This window comes from Bacillus cereus group sp. Bce019 (genome assembly GCF_051781745.1).
In the GTDB taxonomy this organism is placed as follows: Bacteria; Bacillota; Bacilli; order Bacillales; family Bacillaceae_G; genus Bacillus_A; species Bacillus_A cereus.
On the sequence record NZ_JBPWJX010000003.1, the window covers coordinates 217,025 to 235,394 of the forward strand.

Consider the following 18,370-nt stretch of genomic DNA (forward strand, 5'->3'; position numbering starts at 1 on the left):
ATGCAAAATTACATAAATTGTGGTCAATATTATAAATAATGAACGGAACACATATGTACATTAATTTGAATAAAAGAGAGTCCTTATAGGTGCTCACCCAATTGGTTAGTTATTAATTATCTATATTCATTGTAATAAAAGTATACTTACCTCTAAATAACAACATAAAAACCCACTCTTTACTATTGTAAGAGTGGGTTTAATGTTATTAAAATAACAATTACTATAAGAAATTTTATAATTTATATTTTTTTAGTAATCCTACTAAGTTTTTTGTAAAATTCACCTTTTGTCTTTACATGATTAAACTGATTTGGATTAATATTTGCTTTTTGTGAGAGTAATATAATCTCTTCTTTTGAAATTGAGTCTTTCGTATTTATAGATGCTATATTTGTGTATTTTCCGTCTTCTGTTTTTGGAATTTCTAAAATCCCTTTATTCACAAGATCAACTACCGCCTTATGCTCTGAAGAATGTAAATCTACACCAGTAATTTTCCAATTATGCATAACTTTTGGTGTGTATACACCGTTCTTTACCTCTTTTAAATATGTAATAGCAAGGTTACGAATGGTTCCGCCTGTTTCTCCAAATGCATTCTCTTGTTTAGATGACCAAATTTGTTCAAACTTACGCCCCTCTAAAGCTCCACCTTTTGCCTGAAGAGCCTCCATTCTATATGCATTCATTCCCAACGTCATAACATCGCTCATTTTGATTGGTTTGTTTGTACGAATAGAGCGTAAATTTGTAATTCTGCTTCCATATGGTTTTGTTAAGTCAATTTCGTATTTTACGCCTCCAAAGAAATCGTTCGTACTGTATTTAGATGCACGGCGGGTTTTATCAAAGCTAACGGTTACATCTCCGGCACGAGATGAGTTAAAATATCCTGCTGCCCATTCCATATAGTCTTTTAAATCTTTTCCAGAAATCTTATATACTGTAATTTCTCCCAAGGCATATTGGTAATTGTACGCAATATCTTTTTTCTTAATAGGGCCTGTATCTAAACGGGCATAATCATTATCAATTTGATGGGCTACTACATCTGCTTTACTGTAGTAGAGCATAACTTCATGAAAGAAATCTGATAAAGGTGTTTCTTGAATCTGAACACTTGGAATACCCTTTATTTCATTTTCAGGAACAAGATTTCTACCCTTTAATTGAGCGACTACAACATTTGCATCTCCTCTCGCATATTCGTGAAAAGGTGTTAATGTTTCTTCAAGTGTAGGATCGGATAATATCGTTGTCCCATCAGCATTTTTTACAGGTATAGCGGTAGCAGTTTTATTTTTTAAAGCCAACTTCCCATCTTGCTTTGTAAAAGTAAGGTCAATACGTGAAATATGTGTTCCATATTTATCTGGTTCTGTAATAATTACGCCATTTACAACTTCTTTTTTTACAAGTTTATGCATATGAGCCGCAAAAATAGCACTTAGTTCTGGACAAGCATTTGCAATATCTTGAACACCAGTACCAGGGATACCATTCTCATTTTCTAGTCCCATATGCATAACTCCTACCATTACATCTACTTTACCTTCTAATTCCTTAATTGCCTTTTTCGTCTCTTCTACCGGATTTTTCACCACTAAACCATTTAAGTGATCTGTCCCTTTTTCAAAATCACTAATCATTGGTGTATTCATACCAATAATCCCAACTTTAATTCCACCTTTTTCTACAATTGTATATGCAGGAAGAAAGCGCTCTCCATTTTCCTTATAAATATTTCCTGCTAACGTTTTTCCCTTATATTGCTCACTAACTTTTTTCAATGTATCTAATCCAAAGTTGAATTCATGATTTCCAAATGCCCAGGCATCATATCCCATTGTATTCATCGCTACCATCATTGGCGATTGTGGCTTATCGTTGAATAATTCTACTGAGTTTCCTTGAATTGTATCCCCGGCATCTACTAATATGGTATTTGGATTTTCTTGACGGACCTTCTTTATAACCGTATAAAGCTGCGTCAAACTTCCACTCATATTTGCTCCATCAAGCGCATAATCCCAAGGCATAAATCTACCATGAATATCTGCAGTACCTAACAATGTAATATTAACTTCAGATTCCTCAGCCTTAGAGATAGATGGTTTGACTATTACTGCCGTTCCAAGCAGTAATAAAATTACAAAGTAACATACATAGTTCTTCCATTTCATTTTTTGCATAATAATAATATTTCTCCCCTTTTTGTACTTTCATAAAGTTGCTTGAACTTTAAAAATGTAACTTATTATTCAGGAAACTTCAACTACAAAAGATAATTTTGAAGGTGGTTCTGTTGCAAAAATAAAGAGAATAAATTGCATACATCCCCTAACAGAATTGTATTTTATCGTTTTCTGACAGAATACTCCTTCCTTAAGCGTGTGAAGTGTACTTTCAAAAAAATAACCCCGCTCTTCATTTAAGACGGGGTTACACTTATACAGAAAATCGGATAGTTTCATATTTTCTTAAGCTTATTGGTCACTTTTAACTAATTTCATTCTATTTTTGTTTTCTTCTGAATCAATATGAATCAACCGTTTCCCCTGTTTATAATACGTATCAATAAATAGGGAATAATTTTTACTTTTCAATTTCACAAAGCAATTTTATCTCTTTTATTTGTGAAATATGACGCTGTTCATGTAAATAGATCAATTCTATCCACTGATCAAGGGATAATTCTCCAAGAGCTGGATGCATCACTGATTTTTTCGCTAATATAGACTCATCTTCTATTGTACTCAGGAAACGCATCAATTCTTTTCTTGATTCGTTTAGCATATTGAGCATTTGCTCCACTTCAAATGGTTCTATACTTGGTTCAATCATTTCTGGAGCTATAAACTTTTTCGTTCTATCTAATAAAATAGTGTGAATTTCTTTACGCTCATTTTGGGTACTATCTAACTTTTTTAACCCTGAGGAAATAACTGTTATCACTCTCTCATCTAATAAAACTAAATGATGACAAACTTGTGCAATACTCCATTTATCCTTATCTGGTTTCCTATTAAATTGAGCATCACTCAACAAAGTAATTTCCTCAAATAATTGATCTCTCGTTTCATAAAACTTGTCATTTACAAATGTATCCATGTGGATTCTCCTTTCATTGCAACCTACATACTTAAATTTCTACGCTAGAGATATTATCTTCAAAAAAAGTTTTTCTTTCACTACTATTCCAATTTTATTTTAAAGCCACAAATGAACTTATTTGTTTTTTTTTATCTTTTTAATTGGCACAAATAAATCAACCTTTAACTTTCCGTCTAGATCTTCAGCAACATTATTTAAGCAAAACTCTAAATTATCTCTATCATAATCTGCATCATACTCACTATTTGGTAGCCACTCTACATACATGTATTGATACGCTTCACTTAATTTATGAGGTTCATCATAGAACTGGTATAGACCATATGTACCTCCATCTAATTTTTTAAATTGCACATCATGATACTTTTCTTTATCGAAGTTTTCAGGAATCGTAACACATGCATCATGCCGGCACTTATGACTTGCAACAAGTTCAGGATTATCCAATGATATTCCGATAAAGGATTGCTCTGGTGGATACAGTTTATTTTCAATTGACCAATTCAGTAACTTTCCCCAGTGATCTTGCGGTTCAAAGTAGCTACCAGTTCGTCTTATATACGCTACTTCTAATGGTGGTAATTTTTTTATAACAACTTTCATTTATATCTTCTCCCCTATAAATATGTACACTGTTTAATTAGCTTTCTTTAACATTTATTCCTTCTTAAATAAAAAGAATTCTCTAATCATATAAAGTGAAACTTTAATCAGCGGGAGATGAATTTGAATTGAAATATAATTGATTACTATTACTACTAAAGTAGTATGTACTTTCATACTTTTATTTGATTTTACATTCTTTTTAAATCGATATATTAATTGTAAGAAAATAAAAAGGTGGAGGATTTTAATTGATTAAAGGAATATACGAAGCGCATTTACCAGTATAATGTCCTATCAATTTATCATTAAATAAATGTAAAAAATGACCCTATTTATTCATTTTTAATGCGTATGTATGTACATTTGCTAATTTATTCGATATATTATGGGTATTGAATGATTACGTGAAGTGTATAGGTCGCTTATATAACACCTTATATTTTTATATCCGTGAAAACTACAAAGTGTATGAAAATCCATTTGTCAAATGAATTTAGTGCGGAAGGAGGTTTGTGGTTACTTCATAGGGTATAATAATCAGTTTTTTACTGATAAAAATATAGGAGGCGACATAATGTTTCGTACGATTTCAAATTTCATGAGAGTAGCTGAGATAAGAAGGAAAATCCTTTTTACACTAGCGATGTTAATCGTTTTTCGAATTGGCACGTTTATTCCAGTTCCTCATACTAACGCAGAGGTATTAAAAGTACAAGATCAAGCTAACGTTCTAGGTATGTTAAACGTATTTGGTGGAGGAGCATTGCAACACTTCTCAATCTTTGCTGTAGGTATTACACCATATATTACAGCTTCCATCATAGTACAGTTACTACAAATGGATGTTATACCTAAATTTTCGGAATGGGCAAAGCAAGGAGAAATGGGCCGTAAGAAATCAGCTCAATTCACTCGATACTTTACAATCATTCTCGCATTCATACAGGCCATCGGAATGTCTTATGGCTTTAATAATATAGCAGGTGGACAATTAATAACAGATCAAAGCTGGACTACATACTTATTTATTGCGACAGTTTTAACTGCAGGTACTGCATTTTTACTTTGGTTAGGCGAACAAATTACCGCTAACGGAGTTGGTAATGGTATTTCGATGATTATCTTCGCAGGTCTCGTTGCCGCGATTCCAAATGTTGCAAATCAAATTTATTTACAACAATTCCAAAATGCTGGCGATCAGCTATTTATGCACATAATAAAAATTGTTTTAATTGGACTCGTAATTTTAGCGATAGTTGTTGGTGTTATTTACATTCAACAAGCTGTACGTAAAATACCGATCCAATATGCAAAAGCTGTTTCAGGAAACAATCAATATCAAGGAGCAAAAAACACTCATTTACCGCTTAAAGTAAATAGTGCTGGTGTTATACCAGTTATCTTTGCTTCTGCATTTTTAATGACGCCGCGTACAATTGCGCAGCTCTTCCCTGATTCAAGCGTATCAAAATGGTTAGTTGCAAATCTTGATTTCGCACATCCAATTGGAATGACACTTTATGTCGGTCTTATCGTTGCTTTCACATACTTCTACGCATTTATTCAAGTAAATCCTGAACAAATGGCTGAGAATTTGAAAAAGCAAAATGGATATGTTCCTGGTATTCGTCCTGGTAAAGCAACTGAACAATATGTAACTAAAATTCTATACCGTTTAACATTTATCGGTGCAATTTTCTTAGGTGCTATTTCTATATTACCACTCGTATTCACGAAAATTGCTACGTTACCACCTTCTGCTCAAATTGGTGGTACAAGCTTACTTATCATTGTCGGTGTAGCACTAGAAACTATGAAGACGTTAGAAAGCCAGCTTGTAAAACGTCATTATAAAGGCTTTATTAAAAAAGTGAATTAATTATCAAAAACACAGTTGGTTATTTTTCCAACTGTGTTTTTGATTTTATCAGTCCTGTAATATACAGGGCTGTTGCTTTATTAAACTACATCTCCTTCTCTAATAACCGCCCTTTTTTGAAATAAGTCCGTAGTGTTGAACGATTGGCCAAAAATACACCAATCAATATAAGACAAGCCCCCATTCCCATTGTAGGATTTAAAGGCTCTCCTAAAATGATATATCCCACAATTATTGCAATTAATGGTGATACATATAACCACGTCGATGGAAATACTGGATTTGTTTTTGATAAGAGCCAGTAATATAATCCGTGTCCACCAATCGATCCGATAAATATGAGATATAAAATAGGCCATTGCACACTCCATGAAGTTAATACGGTTACATTTGGTTGTTCTACAATAATAGATGCGATGAGTAGTAAAATCCCTCCATAAAACATTTGAATACCGTTAATAAGAAATGGTGATACAGTTGATAAATCTGACAGTATTTCTTTCGAACGAATAGAGCCTATTCCGTAAAATAGCTCCCCTATAACTAAAACAATACAAGCAATACTCCATATGAAACTTACTTGTTGATGCATTCCTGGTAAAGAAACAAATATAACACCTACTAGTGCAATAACTAAAGCAACGAGTTGTTCCTTTTGTAATTTCTCCCTATTCCTCTTTGCTTGTATTAATAAAATCATCATTGGTCCCGTAGCAGAAAGAACAGCAGCTAATCCCGAAGAAATATATTGTTCTGACCAATATAAACTTGCGAATGTCATAAATGTTAAACAAAATCCAGCATACATAATACGTTTTGAAAATATATGTGGCATAATTTCTTTTCGCTTTAATTTAAAAAGAATCATAAGGATTATACCCGCTAAAAAGAAGCGAATTCCTGCTGAAAACAACGGTGGCGCCCCTGCTTCAATTCCAATTTTTATCGTTAAAAATGTTGTCCCGAAAATAATACATACTAAAATGTAATTAAAAATGACCATTTTTCTTCCTCCTTTTTACTCTTAAAATGAGTATAGAGGGTATGGTGTATAACAGTGTATCGGTACATATAACAGTTACTTCAAGTTGTAGTTGATTCCCTATATATTTTTCGCTTTAATTAAATTAAAAAGAAAAATAGGTGAACCTATGAAGATTGTATTGCGTAAAGAATCAAACATACCGTATTACAAGCAAATATATATGCAAATTGTTGACAGAATACAAAGTGGTATGCTTTCACATGGTGAATCTCTTCCTTCTTTACGTTGTATGGCCACAGATTTACAAATCAATGTATTAACAGTTCGTAAAGCGTATAAACAATTAGAAACGAAAGGGTATATACGCATCGAACAAGGAAAAGGTGCTTACATATATAAACGGGTAAAGAAAGATTTCGAACCAATTCCGTATAAATGGCAACAAACGAAAACGATTAATGTTATGCGTTCTCAATATGCAATGAATAAGCACCGTAAATATTATAATTTTTCACAAGCAATTCTGTATCCTCGTCTGTTACCAAATCCATTTTTGGCAGATGAAATGCATAAATTGCTGGATAAAAATCCGATGTTGTTAGCAACTTATGGGCCAGTTCAAGGCGATTATGAATTGCGAGTTGAAATAGTAAATTACTTATATGAACACCAGAATTTAGTGACAGACCCATCTCAATTATTAATTACAAGCGGAGCACAACAAGGAATTGATTTAATTGCTCAAACATTATTAAAACCTGGAGATATCGTATTAGTAGAAAGTCCATGTTACAGTGCCGCGCTTGATGTTTTCATCAATAAAGGTGTTCAAATCATTCCCGTTTCTCTTGATAATCATGGAGTTCGCTCCGACTTAATTGATGATATTTGTCAAAGTAAAAATCCCGTTTTATTGTATACGAATCCCACCTTTCAGAATCCGACAGGTACAGTAATGAGTAAAGAACGAAGAATGGAACTTATAGAACTAGCGGGGCTATATCAATTTTTTATTATTGAAGATGATTCTTTCGGAGAAATATATTTTGAGGATGCTATAGTCCCGCCCCCAATCAAAAGTTTTGATAAGGATGGCCACGTAATATATATAAAAGGATTTAGTAAAACGTTAGCACCAGGACTGCGTATCGCGGCACTTATTGCCGATGGTCCTATTTTTGAATGGCTATATGCAGTAAAAGGTTCAATGGATATCGGTAGTCCTTTATTAACACAAAAGGCACTTCTACCGTTTTTACGTGCAGAACGTATGAAAAACCATTTAGAAAAATTACGTATAGCTTTACAAATGAGACGTGATTTAACAATTGATATATTATCGCCATTAAAAGAACTACACTTTGAAATACCAAATGGAGGTTTTAATTTATGGGTGACACTGCCTGATTCGATAGATCCCTTTACCTTATTACAAAAAGCAAATGAAGTAGATGTCTCTTTTTTACCAGGAACAGCTTGTCTATTAAACTACGAAACAAATGATAACCAATTAAGAATTAGCTATTCAATGTTAAACGAGAAAGATATGGAAATTGGATTAGAGAAATTACATGATACAATACGAAAAAGTATTTGTTAGAAGCAATATCACATTAGCCAACAATAGATAATATCCCATACTATAGTATGGGATATTATCTATTGTTGAGCTTTTTCGTTATTCTTAACAATCGGTTTTAAAACTTGTCTTTCTTTTAATTCTTCAACACTACCATATCGATCAATAACGATTGCTTTCATTTCCTCTCCTCCTTGCTGTTTATTTTAATAACATACAATTATTTCTCAAAATTTTTTGCCTTGAATTACCATATACTTATTTTTGGGGGTAATTATGCAAAAAGCATTATAAAGTGAAACTTTAATCATTCCTCACCAATCGGGCTCTTACTGCCCGGCAAATAGCGGGATGAATTTCAAAAAGAATCTTACACACATCTTAGAATTATTCAAAACTGTATTATTAATTAAATTCAAAAGAAATGGGGCTAACTTTATGAGTGAAAAGATATTTAAAATAAACGGTATTGATATATGTACAGAAAGCTTCGGTAACTCTAATGATCCCGCTATTTTATTAATTATGGGAGCTACTTGTTCAATGATATATTGGGATGAAGAATTTTGTGAACAGTTGGCGAACACAGGAAAATTTGTTATTCGCTTTGATAATCGCGATGTTGGACGCTCTGTTACATATGAACCTGGCACTTCAAATTATTCAGTAGCAGATATGGCTGAAGATGCAATCGGAGTATTAGACGCTTATCATATTGATAAAGCCCATCTTTTTGGTATGTCATTAGGTGGTATGATTGCTCAAATTGCCGCTGTAAAACATCCCGAAAGAATTTTGACGCTAACTTTACTAGCGACTAGTGTAATAGGATCTGATAATAATACTCGCGATTTACCCCCAATGGATGAAAGGATTTTAACACATCATGTAAAGAGCGCAAGTATAGATTGGACAAATAAAAATGATGTGGCAGAATATTTAGTTTCAGGATCTCGTCTATTATGTGGATCAGAACGAATATTTAATGAAAATAGAGTTTATACACAAGTGAAACAAGAAATAGAACGCGCAAACAATTTATTAAGTATGTTTAATCACGCTTTACTTCAAGGTGATGATGCATATGAAGGTGTACTTCACTCCATACAAGCACCAACATTGGTTATTCACGGAACAGACGATACAGCACTCCCATTTGAACATGGCCTCGCACTAATTGATGAAATTCCAAACTCAGTACTATTAACTCTTAAAGGGGCAGGCCATGAAAACCATCCAGATGACTGGGAAAGCATAATTAACGCTGTTTCTAAACATACATCTAAAATTTAGATAAATAACTAATGGAAGGGGGCACAAATTGTGCCCCCTTCTAGTTACAAACAAAAACCCATCACTGTATTCGTATGTATAGTGATGGGGACTTTTTATATTTTTCTATGTTTAAAAAAATGGACAATCTAATTGATCAACAGATTCCCATAATTTTTTTTTTGCATTTTCGGTGGATGTATTTGTGTCTAGTGTCATGTTTTTAAAAGGGTTTACTTCGACTTTTAATAAGGATGAAGGCTCCACATATAATGAGAAAACATGGCTGCTTGGTAAAGCTTTTGAAACGTCAATATCTCCAACTTGTTTAAATAGTTGCTGCGCAGCAAAAAAGAAGAAATTAGTTGGATTTGATTGTTTATTCAGCCACGCAAGCATTTCAGGTGATACCGATTTATGAATATTGATTTTTACTCGATCACCACGTTTATATCGCCTAGATCGCATACTTCCACCAACTAACTTATCGTTAAGTTTGTAAATCCTAACTCTTTTTGCTTATGCTCTCTATATTTTGGCGAACAAGTATAAACTAATAATCCTCGTGCATTTGTAAATAACGGATTATCTACAAAGATTACATTTTTGAGTCGTCCTTTTTGCTTTAAAATCATTTTTAAACTATTTTTAATAATTACTGCACCCCCGCCATAAATAAACACGTATGGATCGTCTTTCATATCATCAATTTTATTTATAATATCTGTTGCAACACGTGCTGCTAAACCTAATAGCGCTGGCTGTGATTCCTCAACTAATAAGGTATTTCTCGGATGCTTATCATTTAAATAAATTTGATTGAATTCTGTAATACTATCAATCGTTTTAGTTGGATACTTCCGGTTCCATCTCGTAATGATTTGTAGTAACGTCTCTTTTACACCATAAGATAAACCTTTACTTAGTTGCGGACGGAAATTCACCCCTAATGAAACGACTTCTTCTGTCGTCCCTGCACCAATATCAAAAGAGAGTAGAGTTTTATCTACAAAATCAATTTCAGAAACTTGATTTTGCTCACATTCTATTTTATGTTTCACAACATTTCCTTCTTCATCGTATACAATGCCCCACGTACCAGAAGCGCCCTCAGGCAGGCATTTACAATACTCAATTGAAACATTAATTGTCACATCGCGTCCGTTCGGATAATGGAAAATAACCTTATGATTTCCCATATAACGTTTTGCATTTTCAGCAGCTATTTCTTGTGTAATAAGCTGCATAGGAAGAGCGACAGATAAATCATAACGAATATTAATATGGCTAGAAGTTGGACTTTGACGCATAGCGCTTACCGCCAAACCTGATAGTATTGTAATAACCATTAACTCATCCGTTGACTTATTCGATTTCTTCTCTACCTCAGTACCTTTTAATTGATCTTGAATAACTTTTTCTCCAACGATGTATCGTACATTATTTAGCATTAACGATGGCGAACTTATAGTCACATCAATGTGGTTTTCTAATTCAGATAATGAAACATCTACCTCATCTAAGAGTCCTGTAGGCTCACCTATATATAAAGAATAAATACTCGGAATAAAAATAGGGTCTTGCCCTTTCACCATTAACTTCAAACCGTTGTTTCCTGCATCTGCACCAGCTTTTAAAAGTATAGACATAACTACCCCCTAAATTAATCTGACATCCCTTCCAAATATATGCGAGCCCATTCTTTTACATTCAAATGTATTGTAATTTTTTATTTATCATAAAAACAAAATATTGCATACTTACATATTGTGTGTAAAAAGTATTTGACATGATACTTTTCCAATTTTATACTTATATTTGTAAAGAGTTTTTTACAATCGAGGGGGCAATTATTTATTGAATACTAAAAAAACTATTTTTATAATCATTGTTTTAGCATTAATTGCAATACTAGTACATGGCACATATAAATACATAACTGAAGGTTCTATTTTAGGTGGTACGATTTTTGCTATTTCGTTAATACTTAGTAATTTAATTAATCACATTACTTGGGGAGATCCCCACGGTGTGTCAGAAGAAAGTCAAGATGAGATGGGACAACAAATTACATATAAAAGCTTTAAAATTGCGTATTTTGTGCTTGTAGTTGTAATGTTCCTTTTATTAATCTTCTCCGAAGGATTTTCTATGGGGGCTAATTTAGATGGAGTAAAAAACCTCCCCCTGTTCATCGCAATTTGCTCTTCATTCTTTATTTATCCTATTGTCGAACTCATAGTTGCAAAACAATATAAGTAAAAAGATGAGGTTTTCTACATGTAGAAAACCTCATCTTTTTATATTTACATACTCTCTACAATTGCTTTTAATTTATTCACAGTCCGCCAATTCCTAACTGTAGCTGGTGTATGTAACTTCTGAAACTGGTTCATTAATTTAGAATTTCGAATGCTATTTTTGAAAAATAAATAAACGACCTTCTCATCTATATAGCAATCTTCAAGTTCACTTTTAAATGTAAGCAATTGACTACTCTCTTCTTCAGAAAGTACATTAGCTAAAAAAGCAATATGAACACTTTCTCCTTCTAACAATGAATGAACTTCATATGGACATTGTTTAATAATATTTATAAATTCATCATGTGTTCTTAGCATGACTGGAACATCGAAATCAAATTCTTTTTTTATTTCAGATTGTATTTGGTCCTTTAGAAAGTTTATACCTTCCTCAGATTCGAACACAATATTACCACTTTGTATATATGTTTTCACTTGTTTTAACCCTATTGATTCAAACACTCGTTTTAAATCAGCCATTTTGATTACTTTATGGCCACCGACATTGATTCCTCTTAGTAATGCAATATAAAATGTCATATTATCCCCCCACAGTAAAATGAACTTATCAATTGAATCGGTTTTCCCACTCATATTTCTCGGATATTTGTTTTAATTCTTCTAACATATCATGAATAGATAATACCTCAAATAAAATAATAGATTCACTTGAAAAATGGTGATGATAATGATTTGGTTTATAATCTTTTAAATCATTTTTATAACTCCAAAATTGCTTGTCTAATTCAGCAATAAGTTTGAAATGTTCCTCATCAATTTCATTACAACGGTTTCTCAATATAGCAATTATAGAATGAATTGTTCGTTGTAATATTTCTCTTTCACTTTGTGACCAGTCACAAGTCTCAATTGATACCCGAGCTAAATTATCTATATGGTAAATGATTTGCTGTAATATATGAAGTTGCTTCTGCATCGTTAAAAAGCTTCTCATTTCCTTCTTTGTATGTTGATGATATTTCCAATCTTTCTGCTCATATTGAACAAATTGTATCGCCTTATGCAATAATAAAGTCAATTTAGATAAATCCTGAGCAGTCTCCTTTTTCACACCTTTTCCTGCAACTAATGCAGTAATCCATTCTTCCATAATATTTGCTGTTTTAGCAAATAGATCCTCTGTACATCCAAAAATCATTTTCGTGTAGTGGGGTGGAAAAATGAAAAAATTCACTAAAGTAGATACTATAATACCAGTAGATGTAGTAGCTAAACGAATTAAAAATGCAGTAAAATAATGATTTGCCGTAATTGGAATCATTGCTACGGCAGTTAAAGTTGCAACTAAAGTTCCCGCATGTAACCTTAGTTTTTGACATGTAACGATCGTAAACATTGCAGCTAATGCATAAGAAATTGCTTGGTGGCCTAGGAAAAATGTGAAAGTCATGGCATATGCCGATCCAATTGTTGAGGCCGGAAAGCGAATAAGTCCTTTTTTTATTGAGTCTGTTGCAGTTGGTTCAATTGTAACAATTGCTGTTATTACAGCAAAAATAGTTGGGATGTTAAAAAAATCACAAACTAACACTGTAAGAAAAACTGCAATCCCAGTTTTAATCACTCTTCCTCCAACGATATTCCATTTTCTATCTTGATTCATTTTTTATATCCTTCATTCCTGTTTCATTTTATATACATATATTATATATTGTTAAAATAAAAAAACCTACTACTTGAATATTCAAGAGTAAGTTTTCTATCTCATTATTTCATTATAGGTAAATGCATTATTATTTGTTGGCCAATTGGTCCCATTCTTCTAAAACCTTTATCTTGGAAACCAACTTTTGCATATAAATTTTGTGCAGGAATATTTCTTTCATTCACAGCAAGTACAACTTCATTTTTTATTGGAAAATAACGTTTTACAAACTCTTCTAATAATAACAATGACTTTTTAGCGAATCCTTTTCTTTGTCTATTGTGATTAATAGAAAATGACGTTAAAAGTAAAGCATCCTCATTATCTGTGAACTCCTTTACTCTATCTCCCGTTTCCAATGCGAAAAGACCCACCGGTACCCCATTGTGATCTAAAATAACAATCACATTTTTTGTATAATCACTTTTTGCTTTCTCCAGTAATGCGCTTGGATCTGATGTAAACTGAACTTGTTCACTTGGTAAAGTAAATGTTTGTATAACTTCTTTATATTTCTCCTTATACGGAGCTAATTGAATTTCCCCTGTGTGTATGTTCATGCTAAACTCTCCCATTTTTCAGCTTATTAACTTATACCTTGCTGTGCTTTTGAATGCACTCTTCCATCTAAAAAGGTAATTTCAACAAATGAATTTGGATCGTTCCCTTTCCAAGCAAAAATTTGTTTAATTTGTGTAGAATGCTCTACCCCTTCTTCTATAAGTAAATCTCCTTCAAAACCAATTAAATCTTTCACTTCTGTATAAGTCATTCCTTCATTTATACTCGAGAAATGATTTATATTGATAGACTCTTTCTGTTGCCTTTCCATCACAGTAGAAGAAGTTGCTGTTTGGTTTTTCACTTCTTTTCTCTGTTCACACGCTGTCATACTGAAACCTAAGCATAAACTAAACAATATACATGCGCTTTTTTTCATCATAACAGTTGTCCCTCCCATGATAATTAAACCATATATTCCCTTAAAAATAAACTGAATATTTAATATTATATTTAAAAACCTCGTACAATTAAGTACGAGGCTAATTTCATTTATTCAAATGATTATTTGATTGATCATCCTGTTCTTTTCTTAACTCTTGTTCTTCATCTTTTGGTAATTGTTTATCATTATCTTTAATTGGATTCGTTTCTCTATTTTCTATCATATCATTTGGAACTTGTGGCATTACTCGGCCCACAATAGCGGCTAATTCATCTAGTATACCTTCACCTGTTTTTCCTTTTTTAATTTGCTTTCCGATTTGTTTGAGGCGTTCATACGTATCAACATCTGCTACAACGACTGCATTAGCACCGTCAGGGTCATTTTTTAAACTTTCTGCAACAGAGTATTTAATTGATTCAACTCGAGTTCGATCAAGTTTTGCTTTTACATCAATACCTACAATAGCATATTTTCCAACAACGACCGCTGTTGCATCATTCACACCTGGCACACTTGCTGCTAAAGATGCTAAATGATCTGCTGCTTTTTCATTTGGCTTATTTGATTTATTCGTATAATTAACATTTTTCATTGAAACATTTTTTTGTTCCGGCTTTTCGTTTGGATTGTCTTTTTTTCCAATACTGCATCCAGTTATAACGAAGCAAAGCATCAATATATATATTAGAGTTTTCATTATTTTCACCACTTCACTATTAAGGTTTAATCATAAATTTTTTCAACAGCTTGCATTTTCTTTACCTTTTCCTCGGCCCCGCTATTAGCATTAATGAATATTTGGTACGTATCTTTTCCTAAAGTGCCTACAAATTCATAGCAAAGCACTTCATTATGCAAATCATTGACTACTAAAGCTTTACGTTCTTCCATGACTTTTACATCCGGATTGATTTTCTTTCTTGCTTCTGCTGCAGTTAGCTTTGCCGATGGAACTGTTCGCTTTTGATGTGACGCTAAGTATTCTTTTGCGGAGAACCCAACGATAGAACCATCATCTAAAGCAATTTTCATTTGGATTGCTTCTGGATAAATTCGTACTCCATTTTCATTTACTACATACGTAAATACACCAACATTATCATATTGAGAGCTATCATAAAGCTCCATATTATTAAACTTATGGTCCTTTAAAAATTTCAAACCTTTACTACCTGCATCGTTTAAACTAACTTTCTGTTCTTTAATTTCGCGGTTATTCATAACCCAAATTGGATATCCGCCTTTTCCGGTAATATCCATATAGAACTCATTGTTCGTTGCCTCATCTTTAATTTTCACACTATAGAAGGATTCTTTCGCACCTTTTCCGCTTTTCTCAACATCTACTTTTTCATTTCCTTTTAAATTCAAAAACGATTTGGCAATTTTCGCCGCTTCATCTTTAGAAATTGCCTTTCCTTCCGCTTCAAATCCACCTTTTTTATTTTTTTGCGCACTTGTAAAGGTCGGTCCGAAGTTTGTAGAAGAATATGATGTTACGTTTTTCTCTACAGTTTTCAATCCATCAATAATTGTGTTATCTGCTGGATCGCGATTTGATGCAAGTGCCATTTCTACATCCATCCAGCGTAAATTATTTTTCAAAACAAGATGTTGTACTTTTCTTAGTTCATCTTGTATATTTCCTGCATTTGAATATAAAGTTTGTAGCGTTTTATATTCTTGCTCATTTAACGGCTCTTTTTCTAAATCACGAATGGCTGCACGGTAACTGAAATCACCGATATTCGCTAAAAATTCTTCCGTTTTATTAAATGGCATTAATGTTAAAGGTAGTTGTCCTACATCTGAGCGAGCTTCAGATGTTAAACGCCATACATCCGCTAATGCAGGTGATAAAGATGATCGTGAATTCATCGCAAGTGTTGTGCCAATTTTATCGTGTAATAAATCGACTTCGTATGCTAAATCATGGAATGCACGTTGATAGCTATTTTCCGCTCGAATTAAAACCGCATTTTTCTCTTGGTGCTCTTTATAGCCCCAATAGCCTGTTCCTACTACACCGACTGTTAATAATACAATGATAATACCTCGTAACATTGTCCCACCTCCGCTCTATTTACAGAAAATATGTTTACCGATTTTTTTAATTTGTGGACGAGTCCAAATCCATTTACTAGTCGCAGTATCTGGATTGAAATAATATAAAGCATTTCCTGTTGGATCCCATCCGTTAATCGCATCTAAAACTGCTTTTTTTGCTGTTTCATTTGGTGTTAAATATATTTGTCCATCGGCTACCGCTGTAAATGCTCTAGGTTCAAAGATTACACCTGAAACAGTATTTGGGAATGACGCACTTGTAACACGGTTCAAAATAACAGCAGCTACTGCAACTTGTCCTAAATATGGTTCACCGCGTGATTCTCCGTATACTGCGTTTGCCATAAGCTGAATATCATTTTGAGAATAACCATTCGGAACATTTGTCCCTTTATTTTGAGGTGGTTTATTCTCTTGTGCAGTGCCACCACTATTTCCTTTATTCGTTGTCGTCCCTTTATTAGCAGTTGACTTGTCATACTTCGTTGCTTTCACGAGCATTTGCTTCGTTTTAGCTCCAGCTAAACCATCAACGGGTAATCCAAATTTCTCTTGAAAATTCCGAAGTGCCCAATATGTACCCCATCCGAAAACACCATCTACTTTTCCCGTATAAAATCCGTTATATTTTAAACGAGATTGCAGTTCAATGACATCTTCGCCCGAGGCTCCTCTTTGAATGACTTGATTAGAAAATGCTTCTACATTCTTTAGTTGTATACTACTGACCATTAAAGACAGTCCTATGAACGCAAGTAAAACCGCTATTTTAAAAATAGCTTTTTGGCGCATAATTTTCCCTCCTTAATTATGTAAATGATTTCTTGGTTATGTTTTGTAAAAGCCTCGCTTTTATGTAAAGAAGACAAAAAAATCCAAACTAATATCGTAGAAAGAAAATGTAAACAATATAAAAAAAGGATAAAAGGAGTTCATCATGAAGAATTTGTTAAAGCGTGTCGCACTCGTCCTTCTGTTCCTAACAACATGTTCAAATGTATATACAGGCTCATCAATTGTTCATGCGCAGCCGCCGTATGCAAAATGGGGTAAGCTTGCTGTAGAGAAAACGAAAGAACAGTACCCAAAAGCAGAGATTATTGATTACCTTCATATAGGTAGAAAACCAAAAACCGTTCAAATAACAGTTGAAAAATTCAAATTGTGGCTACGTGAAGACGGAAAAGAATATGGTGTTTTTGTTGATGTGGAATTTGAAACGAAGACGGAGAAATTTATTAAAATGTCGTTTCAGAAGACGAGTAGATAAAATGAAAGAAACCCGGCTATTTAGATTCATAACAGCCGGGTTTCTTTCATTTCTAAAATTCTTTTCTAAAGTTTCGATTCCCTAAAAATCTTACCAATATACAAATAGTGCCAATTACAACTGCTATCCCTATACTGTATAAAAGTACTCTACCATATCCACCTATTCTCGGATCTAAAAATGGATAAGGATACCAATTCACGATTGGACCACGAATTAAGCTATATACAACGTAAAAAAACGGGAATAAGAGCCAACTTGAAGCTTTTTTCCAAGTGATTTTCTTATTTGGTGGATTTAATATCCAATCTAAAAGCATAGCAATTGGCATGATATAATGTAACACCGTATTTACCCATGGTATTGCCGTTTGAAGTGATTCTTCTAACCCTCTTAATAATAAAAAATAAATGAGTCCAGTCGTAAGTATATATACCGTTGCTGCACCACGAAGTATACTAAACTGTTCTGAGCGACCAAATGTAGCTGTTCCGATACTGCTTAAAAGGAGAATACATGCAACCAAAATGTTACTTTCGATCGTAAAGAAACTAAAAAAGTTAACTGGATTAAACGGTTTCACTTGTGCCCTGATTATGAATTGCGTAATAATGGCGCTACATACTAGAAGACTTAAACAGAATCTAAATAAAGATAAAATTTTTTCATCCTTCATA

General features: G+C 33.2%; 19 protein-coding genes. 5 read left to right on the forward strand and 14 right to left on the reverse strand.

The window, feature by feature from the left end; genetic code table 11:
- Positions 1–242 precede the first annotated feature (242 nt).
- From ACS2QP_RS07240 to ACS2QP_RS07250, 3 genes are all read right to left on the reverse strand, one after another.
- Positions 243–2,195 carry a bifunctional metallophosphatase/5'-nucleotidase gene (locus ACS2QP_RS07240; RefSeq protein ID WP_001171089.1) on the reverse strand — a complete coding sequence of 651 codons (1,953 nt, stop codon included), beginning with the start codon at positions 2,193–2,195 and terminating at the stop codon, positions 243–245.
- A gap of 403 nt (positions 2,196–2,598) precedes the next feature.
- On the reverse strand, positions 2,599–3,114 hold the full coding sequence (locus ACS2QP_RS07245; RefSeq protein ID WP_000379366.1) for a DinB family protein: 516 nt from the start codon (positions 3,112–3,114) through the stop codon (positions 2,599–2,601).
- Between the two features lie 117 nt (positions 3,115–3,231).
- Positions 3,232–3,720 carry an AraC family transcriptional regulator gene (locus ACS2QP_RS07250; protein WP_061457319.1) on the reverse strand — a complete coding sequence of 163 codons (489 nt, stop codon included), beginning with the start codon at positions 3,718–3,720 and terminating at the stop codon, positions 3,232–3,234.
- Positions 3,721–4,297: 577 nt separating this feature from the next.
- Between ACS2QP_RS07250 and secY the strand changes: the two genes are divergently transcribed.
- The gene (secY, locus tag ACS2QP_RS07255) at positions 4,298–5,602 is read left to right on the forward strand and encodes a preprotein translocase subunit SecY (RefSeq protein ID WP_000490135.1); all 1,305 of its coding nucleotides are present in this window, start codon (positions 4,298–4,300) and stop codon (positions 5,600–5,602) included.
- An 85-nt stretch (positions 5,603–5,687) separates the two neighbouring features.
- Here the strand turns inward: secY and ACS2QP_RS07260 are convergent, their stop codons facing one another.
- A complete protein-coding gene (locus tag ACS2QP_RS07260) occupies positions 5,688–6,605 on the reverse strand; it encodes a DMT family transporter (protein WP_438882271.1) in 918 nt (305 codons plus the stop codon).
- Between the two features lie 148 nt (positions 6,606–6,753).
- Here ACS2QP_RS07260 and ACS2QP_RS07265 point away from each other — a divergent pair, with 148 nt between their 5' ends.
- Together ACS2QP_RS07265 and ACS2QP_RS07270 are read left to right on the forward strand one after the other, a co-directional pair.
- On the forward strand, positions 6,754–8,187 hold the full coding sequence (locus tag ACS2QP_RS07265) for a PLP-dependent aminotransferase family protein (RefSeq protein ID WP_326265331.1): 1,434 nt from the start codon (positions 6,754–6,756) through the stop codon (positions 8,185–8,187).
- 417 nt (positions 8,188–8,604) lie between these two features.
- The gene (locus ACS2QP_RS07270) at positions 8,605–9,459 is read left to right on the forward strand and encodes an alpha/beta fold hydrolase (protein ID WP_001290778.1); all 855 of its coding nucleotides are present in this window, start codon (positions 8,605–8,607) and stop codon (positions 9,457–9,459) included.
- Between the two features lie 111 nt (positions 9,460–9,570).
- On the opposite strand, the gene ACS2QP_RS07275 is transcribed toward ACS2QP_RS07270, so the two are convergent.
- Complete coding sequence (locus ACS2QP_RS07275; protein ID WP_001257760.1) at positions 9,571–9,906, reverse strand: hypothetical protein; 336 nt, start codon at positions 9,904–9,906, stop codon at positions 9,571–9,573.
- Positions 9,907–9,917: 11 nt separating this feature from the next.
- On the reverse strand, positions 9,918–11,087 hold the full coding sequence (locus ACS2QP_RS07280) for a ParM/StbA family protein (protein WP_000025622.1): 1,170 nt from the start codon (positions 11,085–11,087) through the stop codon (positions 9,918–9,920).
- Between the two features lie 208 nt (positions 11,088–11,295).
- Here ACS2QP_RS07280 and ACS2QP_RS07285 point away from each other — a divergent pair, with 208 nt between their 5' ends.
- Positions 11,296–11,700, forward strand: a complete 405-nt coding sequence (locus tag ACS2QP_RS07285; protein ID WP_001093141.1) for a hypothetical protein — start codon at positions 11,296–11,298, stop codon at positions 11,698–11,700.
- 44 nt (positions 11,701–11,744) lie between these two features.
- Here ACS2QP_RS07285 and ACS2QP_RS07290 read toward each other — a convergent pair whose 3' ends face one another.
- The 7 genes from ACS2QP_RS07290 to sleB form a co-directional block, all read right to left on the reverse strand.
- Entirely contained in the window at positions 11,745–12,281 is a 537-nt protein-coding gene (locus tag ACS2QP_RS07290; RefSeq protein ID WP_000145145.1) for a DUF1697 domain-containing protein, read from the reverse strand.
- A 28-nt stretch (positions 12,282–12,309) separates the two neighbouring features.
- Positions 12,310–13,365, reverse strand: coding sequence for an aromatic acid exporter family protein (locus ACS2QP_RS07295; protein WP_001070829.1), 1,056 nt, complete (start codon positions 13,363–13,365; stop codon positions 12,310–12,312).
- A 104-nt stretch (positions 13,366–13,469) separates the two neighbouring features.
- The gene (locus ACS2QP_RS07300; RefSeq protein ID WP_002025890.1) at positions 13,470–13,982 is read right to left on the reverse strand and encodes a GNAT family N-acetyltransferase; all 513 of its coding nucleotides are present in this window, start codon (positions 13,980–13,982) and stop codon (positions 13,470–13,472) included.
- Between the two features lie 11 nt (positions 13,983–13,993).
- Positions 13,994–14,350, reverse strand: coding sequence for a hypothetical protein (locus tag ACS2QP_RS07305; RefSeq protein WP_000976446.1), 357 nt, complete (start codon positions 14,348–14,350; stop codon positions 13,994–13,996).
- A gap of 106 nt (positions 14,351–14,456) precedes the next feature.
- Positions 14,457–15,053 (reverse strand): YhcN/YlaJ family sporulation lipoprotein, encoded by a 597-nt coding sequence (locus ACS2QP_RS07310; protein WP_000854053.1) that lies wholly within the window; start codon positions 15,051–15,053, stop codon positions 14,457–14,459.
- Positions 15,054–15,079: 26 nt separating this feature from the next.
- Positions 15,080–16,420: a germination protein YpeB gene (gene ypeB, locus ACS2QP_RS07315; RefSeq protein WP_000943727.1), complete on the reverse strand. Its 1,341-nt coding sequence runs from the start codon at positions 16,418–16,420 to the stop codon at positions 15,080–15,082.
- Between the two features lie 15 nt (positions 16,421–16,435).
- Entirely contained in the window at positions 16,436–17,215 is a 780-nt protein-coding gene (gene sleB / locus ACS2QP_RS07320; RefSeq protein ID WP_001249053.1) for a spore cortex-lytic enzyme, read from the reverse strand.
- Positions 17,216–17,360: 145 nt separating this feature from the next.
- Here sleB and ACS2QP_RS07325 point away from each other — a divergent pair, with 145 nt between their 5' ends.
- A complete protein-coding gene (locus ACS2QP_RS07325; RefSeq protein ID WP_000793373.1) occupies positions 17,361–17,693 on the forward strand; it encodes a DUF3889 domain-containing protein in 333 nt (110 codons plus the stop codon).
- A gap of 52 nt (positions 17,694–17,745) precedes the next feature.
- Here the strand turns inward: ACS2QP_RS07325 and ACS2QP_RS07330 are convergent, their stop codons facing one another.
- Complete coding sequence (locus ACS2QP_RS07330) at positions 17,746–18,369, reverse strand: Pr6Pr family membrane protein (protein ID WP_326265379.1); 624 nt, start codon at positions 18,367–18,369, stop codon at positions 17,746–17,748.
- Between the last annotated feature and the right edge of the window lies 1 nt (position 18,370).

Coding starts and splice junctions, on each gene's coding strand:
- ACS2QP_RS07245 (WP_000379366.1), bottom strand. CDS start 3,114: ATGGATACATTTGTAAATGACAAGTTTTATGAAACGAGAGATCAATTA.
- ACS2QP_RS07310 (WP_000854053.1), bottom strand. CDS start 15,053: ATGAAAACTCTAATATATATATTGATGCTTTGCTTCGTTATAACTGGA.
- ACS2QP_RS07240 (WP_001171089.1), bottom strand. CDS start 2,195: ATGCAAAAAATGAAATGGAAGAACTATGTATGTTACTTTGTAATTTTA.
- ACS2QP_RS07280 (WP_000025622.1), bottom strand. CDS start 11,087: ATGTCTATACTTTTAAAAGCTGGTGCAGATGCAGGAAACAACGGTTTG.
- ACS2QP_RS07330 (WP_326265379.1), bottom strand. CDS start 18,369: ATGAAGGATGAAAAAATTTTATCTTTATTTAGATTCTGTTTAAGTCTT.
- secY (WP_000490135.1), top strand. CDS start 4,298: ATGTTTCGTACGATTTCAAATTTCATGAGAGTAGCTGAGATAAGAAGG.
- ACS2QP_RS07260 (WP_438882271.1), bottom strand. CDS start 6,605: ATGGTCATTTTTAATTACATTTTAGTATGTATTATTTTCGGGACAACA.
- sleB (WP_001249053.1), bottom strand. CDS start 17,215: ATGCGCCAAAAAGCTATTTTTAAAATAGCGGTTTTACTTGCGTTCATA.
- ACS2QP_RS07305 (WP_000976446.1), bottom strand. CDS start 14,350: ATGATGAAAAAAAGCGCATGTATATTGTTTAGTTTATGCTTAGGTTTC.
- ACS2QP_RS07250 (WP_061457319.1), bottom strand. CDS start 3,720: ATGAAAGTTGTTATAAAAAAATTACCACCATTAGAAGTAGCGTATATA.
- ACS2QP_RS07295 (WP_001070829.1), bottom strand. CDS start 13,365: ATGAATCAAGATAGAAAATGGAATATCGTTGGAGGAAGAGTGATTAAA.
- ACS2QP_RS07290 (WP_000145145.1), bottom strand. CDS start 12,281: ATGACATTTTATATTGCATTACTAAGAGGAATCAATGTCGGTGGCCAT.
- ACS2QP_RS07270 (WP_001290778.1), top strand. CDS start 8,605: ATGAGTGAAAAGATATTTAAAATAAACGGTATTGATATATGTACAGAA.
- ACS2QP_RS07265 (WP_326265331.1), top strand. CDS start 6,754: ATGAAGATTGTATTGCGTAAAGAATCAAACATACCGTATTACAAGCAA.
- ACS2QP_RS07275 (WP_001257760.1), bottom strand. CDS start 9,906: ATGCGATCTAGGCGATATAAACGTGGTGATCGAGTAAAAATCAATATT.
- ACS2QP_RS07300 (WP_002025890.1), bottom strand. CDS start 13,982: ATGGGAGAGTTTAGCATGAACATACACACAGGGGAAATTCAATTAGCT.
- ACS2QP_RS07325 (WP_000793373.1), top strand. CDS start 17,361: ATGAAGAATTTGTTAAAGCGTGTCGCACTCGTCCTTCTGTTCCTAACA.
- ypeB (WP_000943727.1), bottom strand. CDS start 16,420: ATGTTACGAGGTATTATCATTGTATTATTAACAGTCGGTGTAGTAGGA.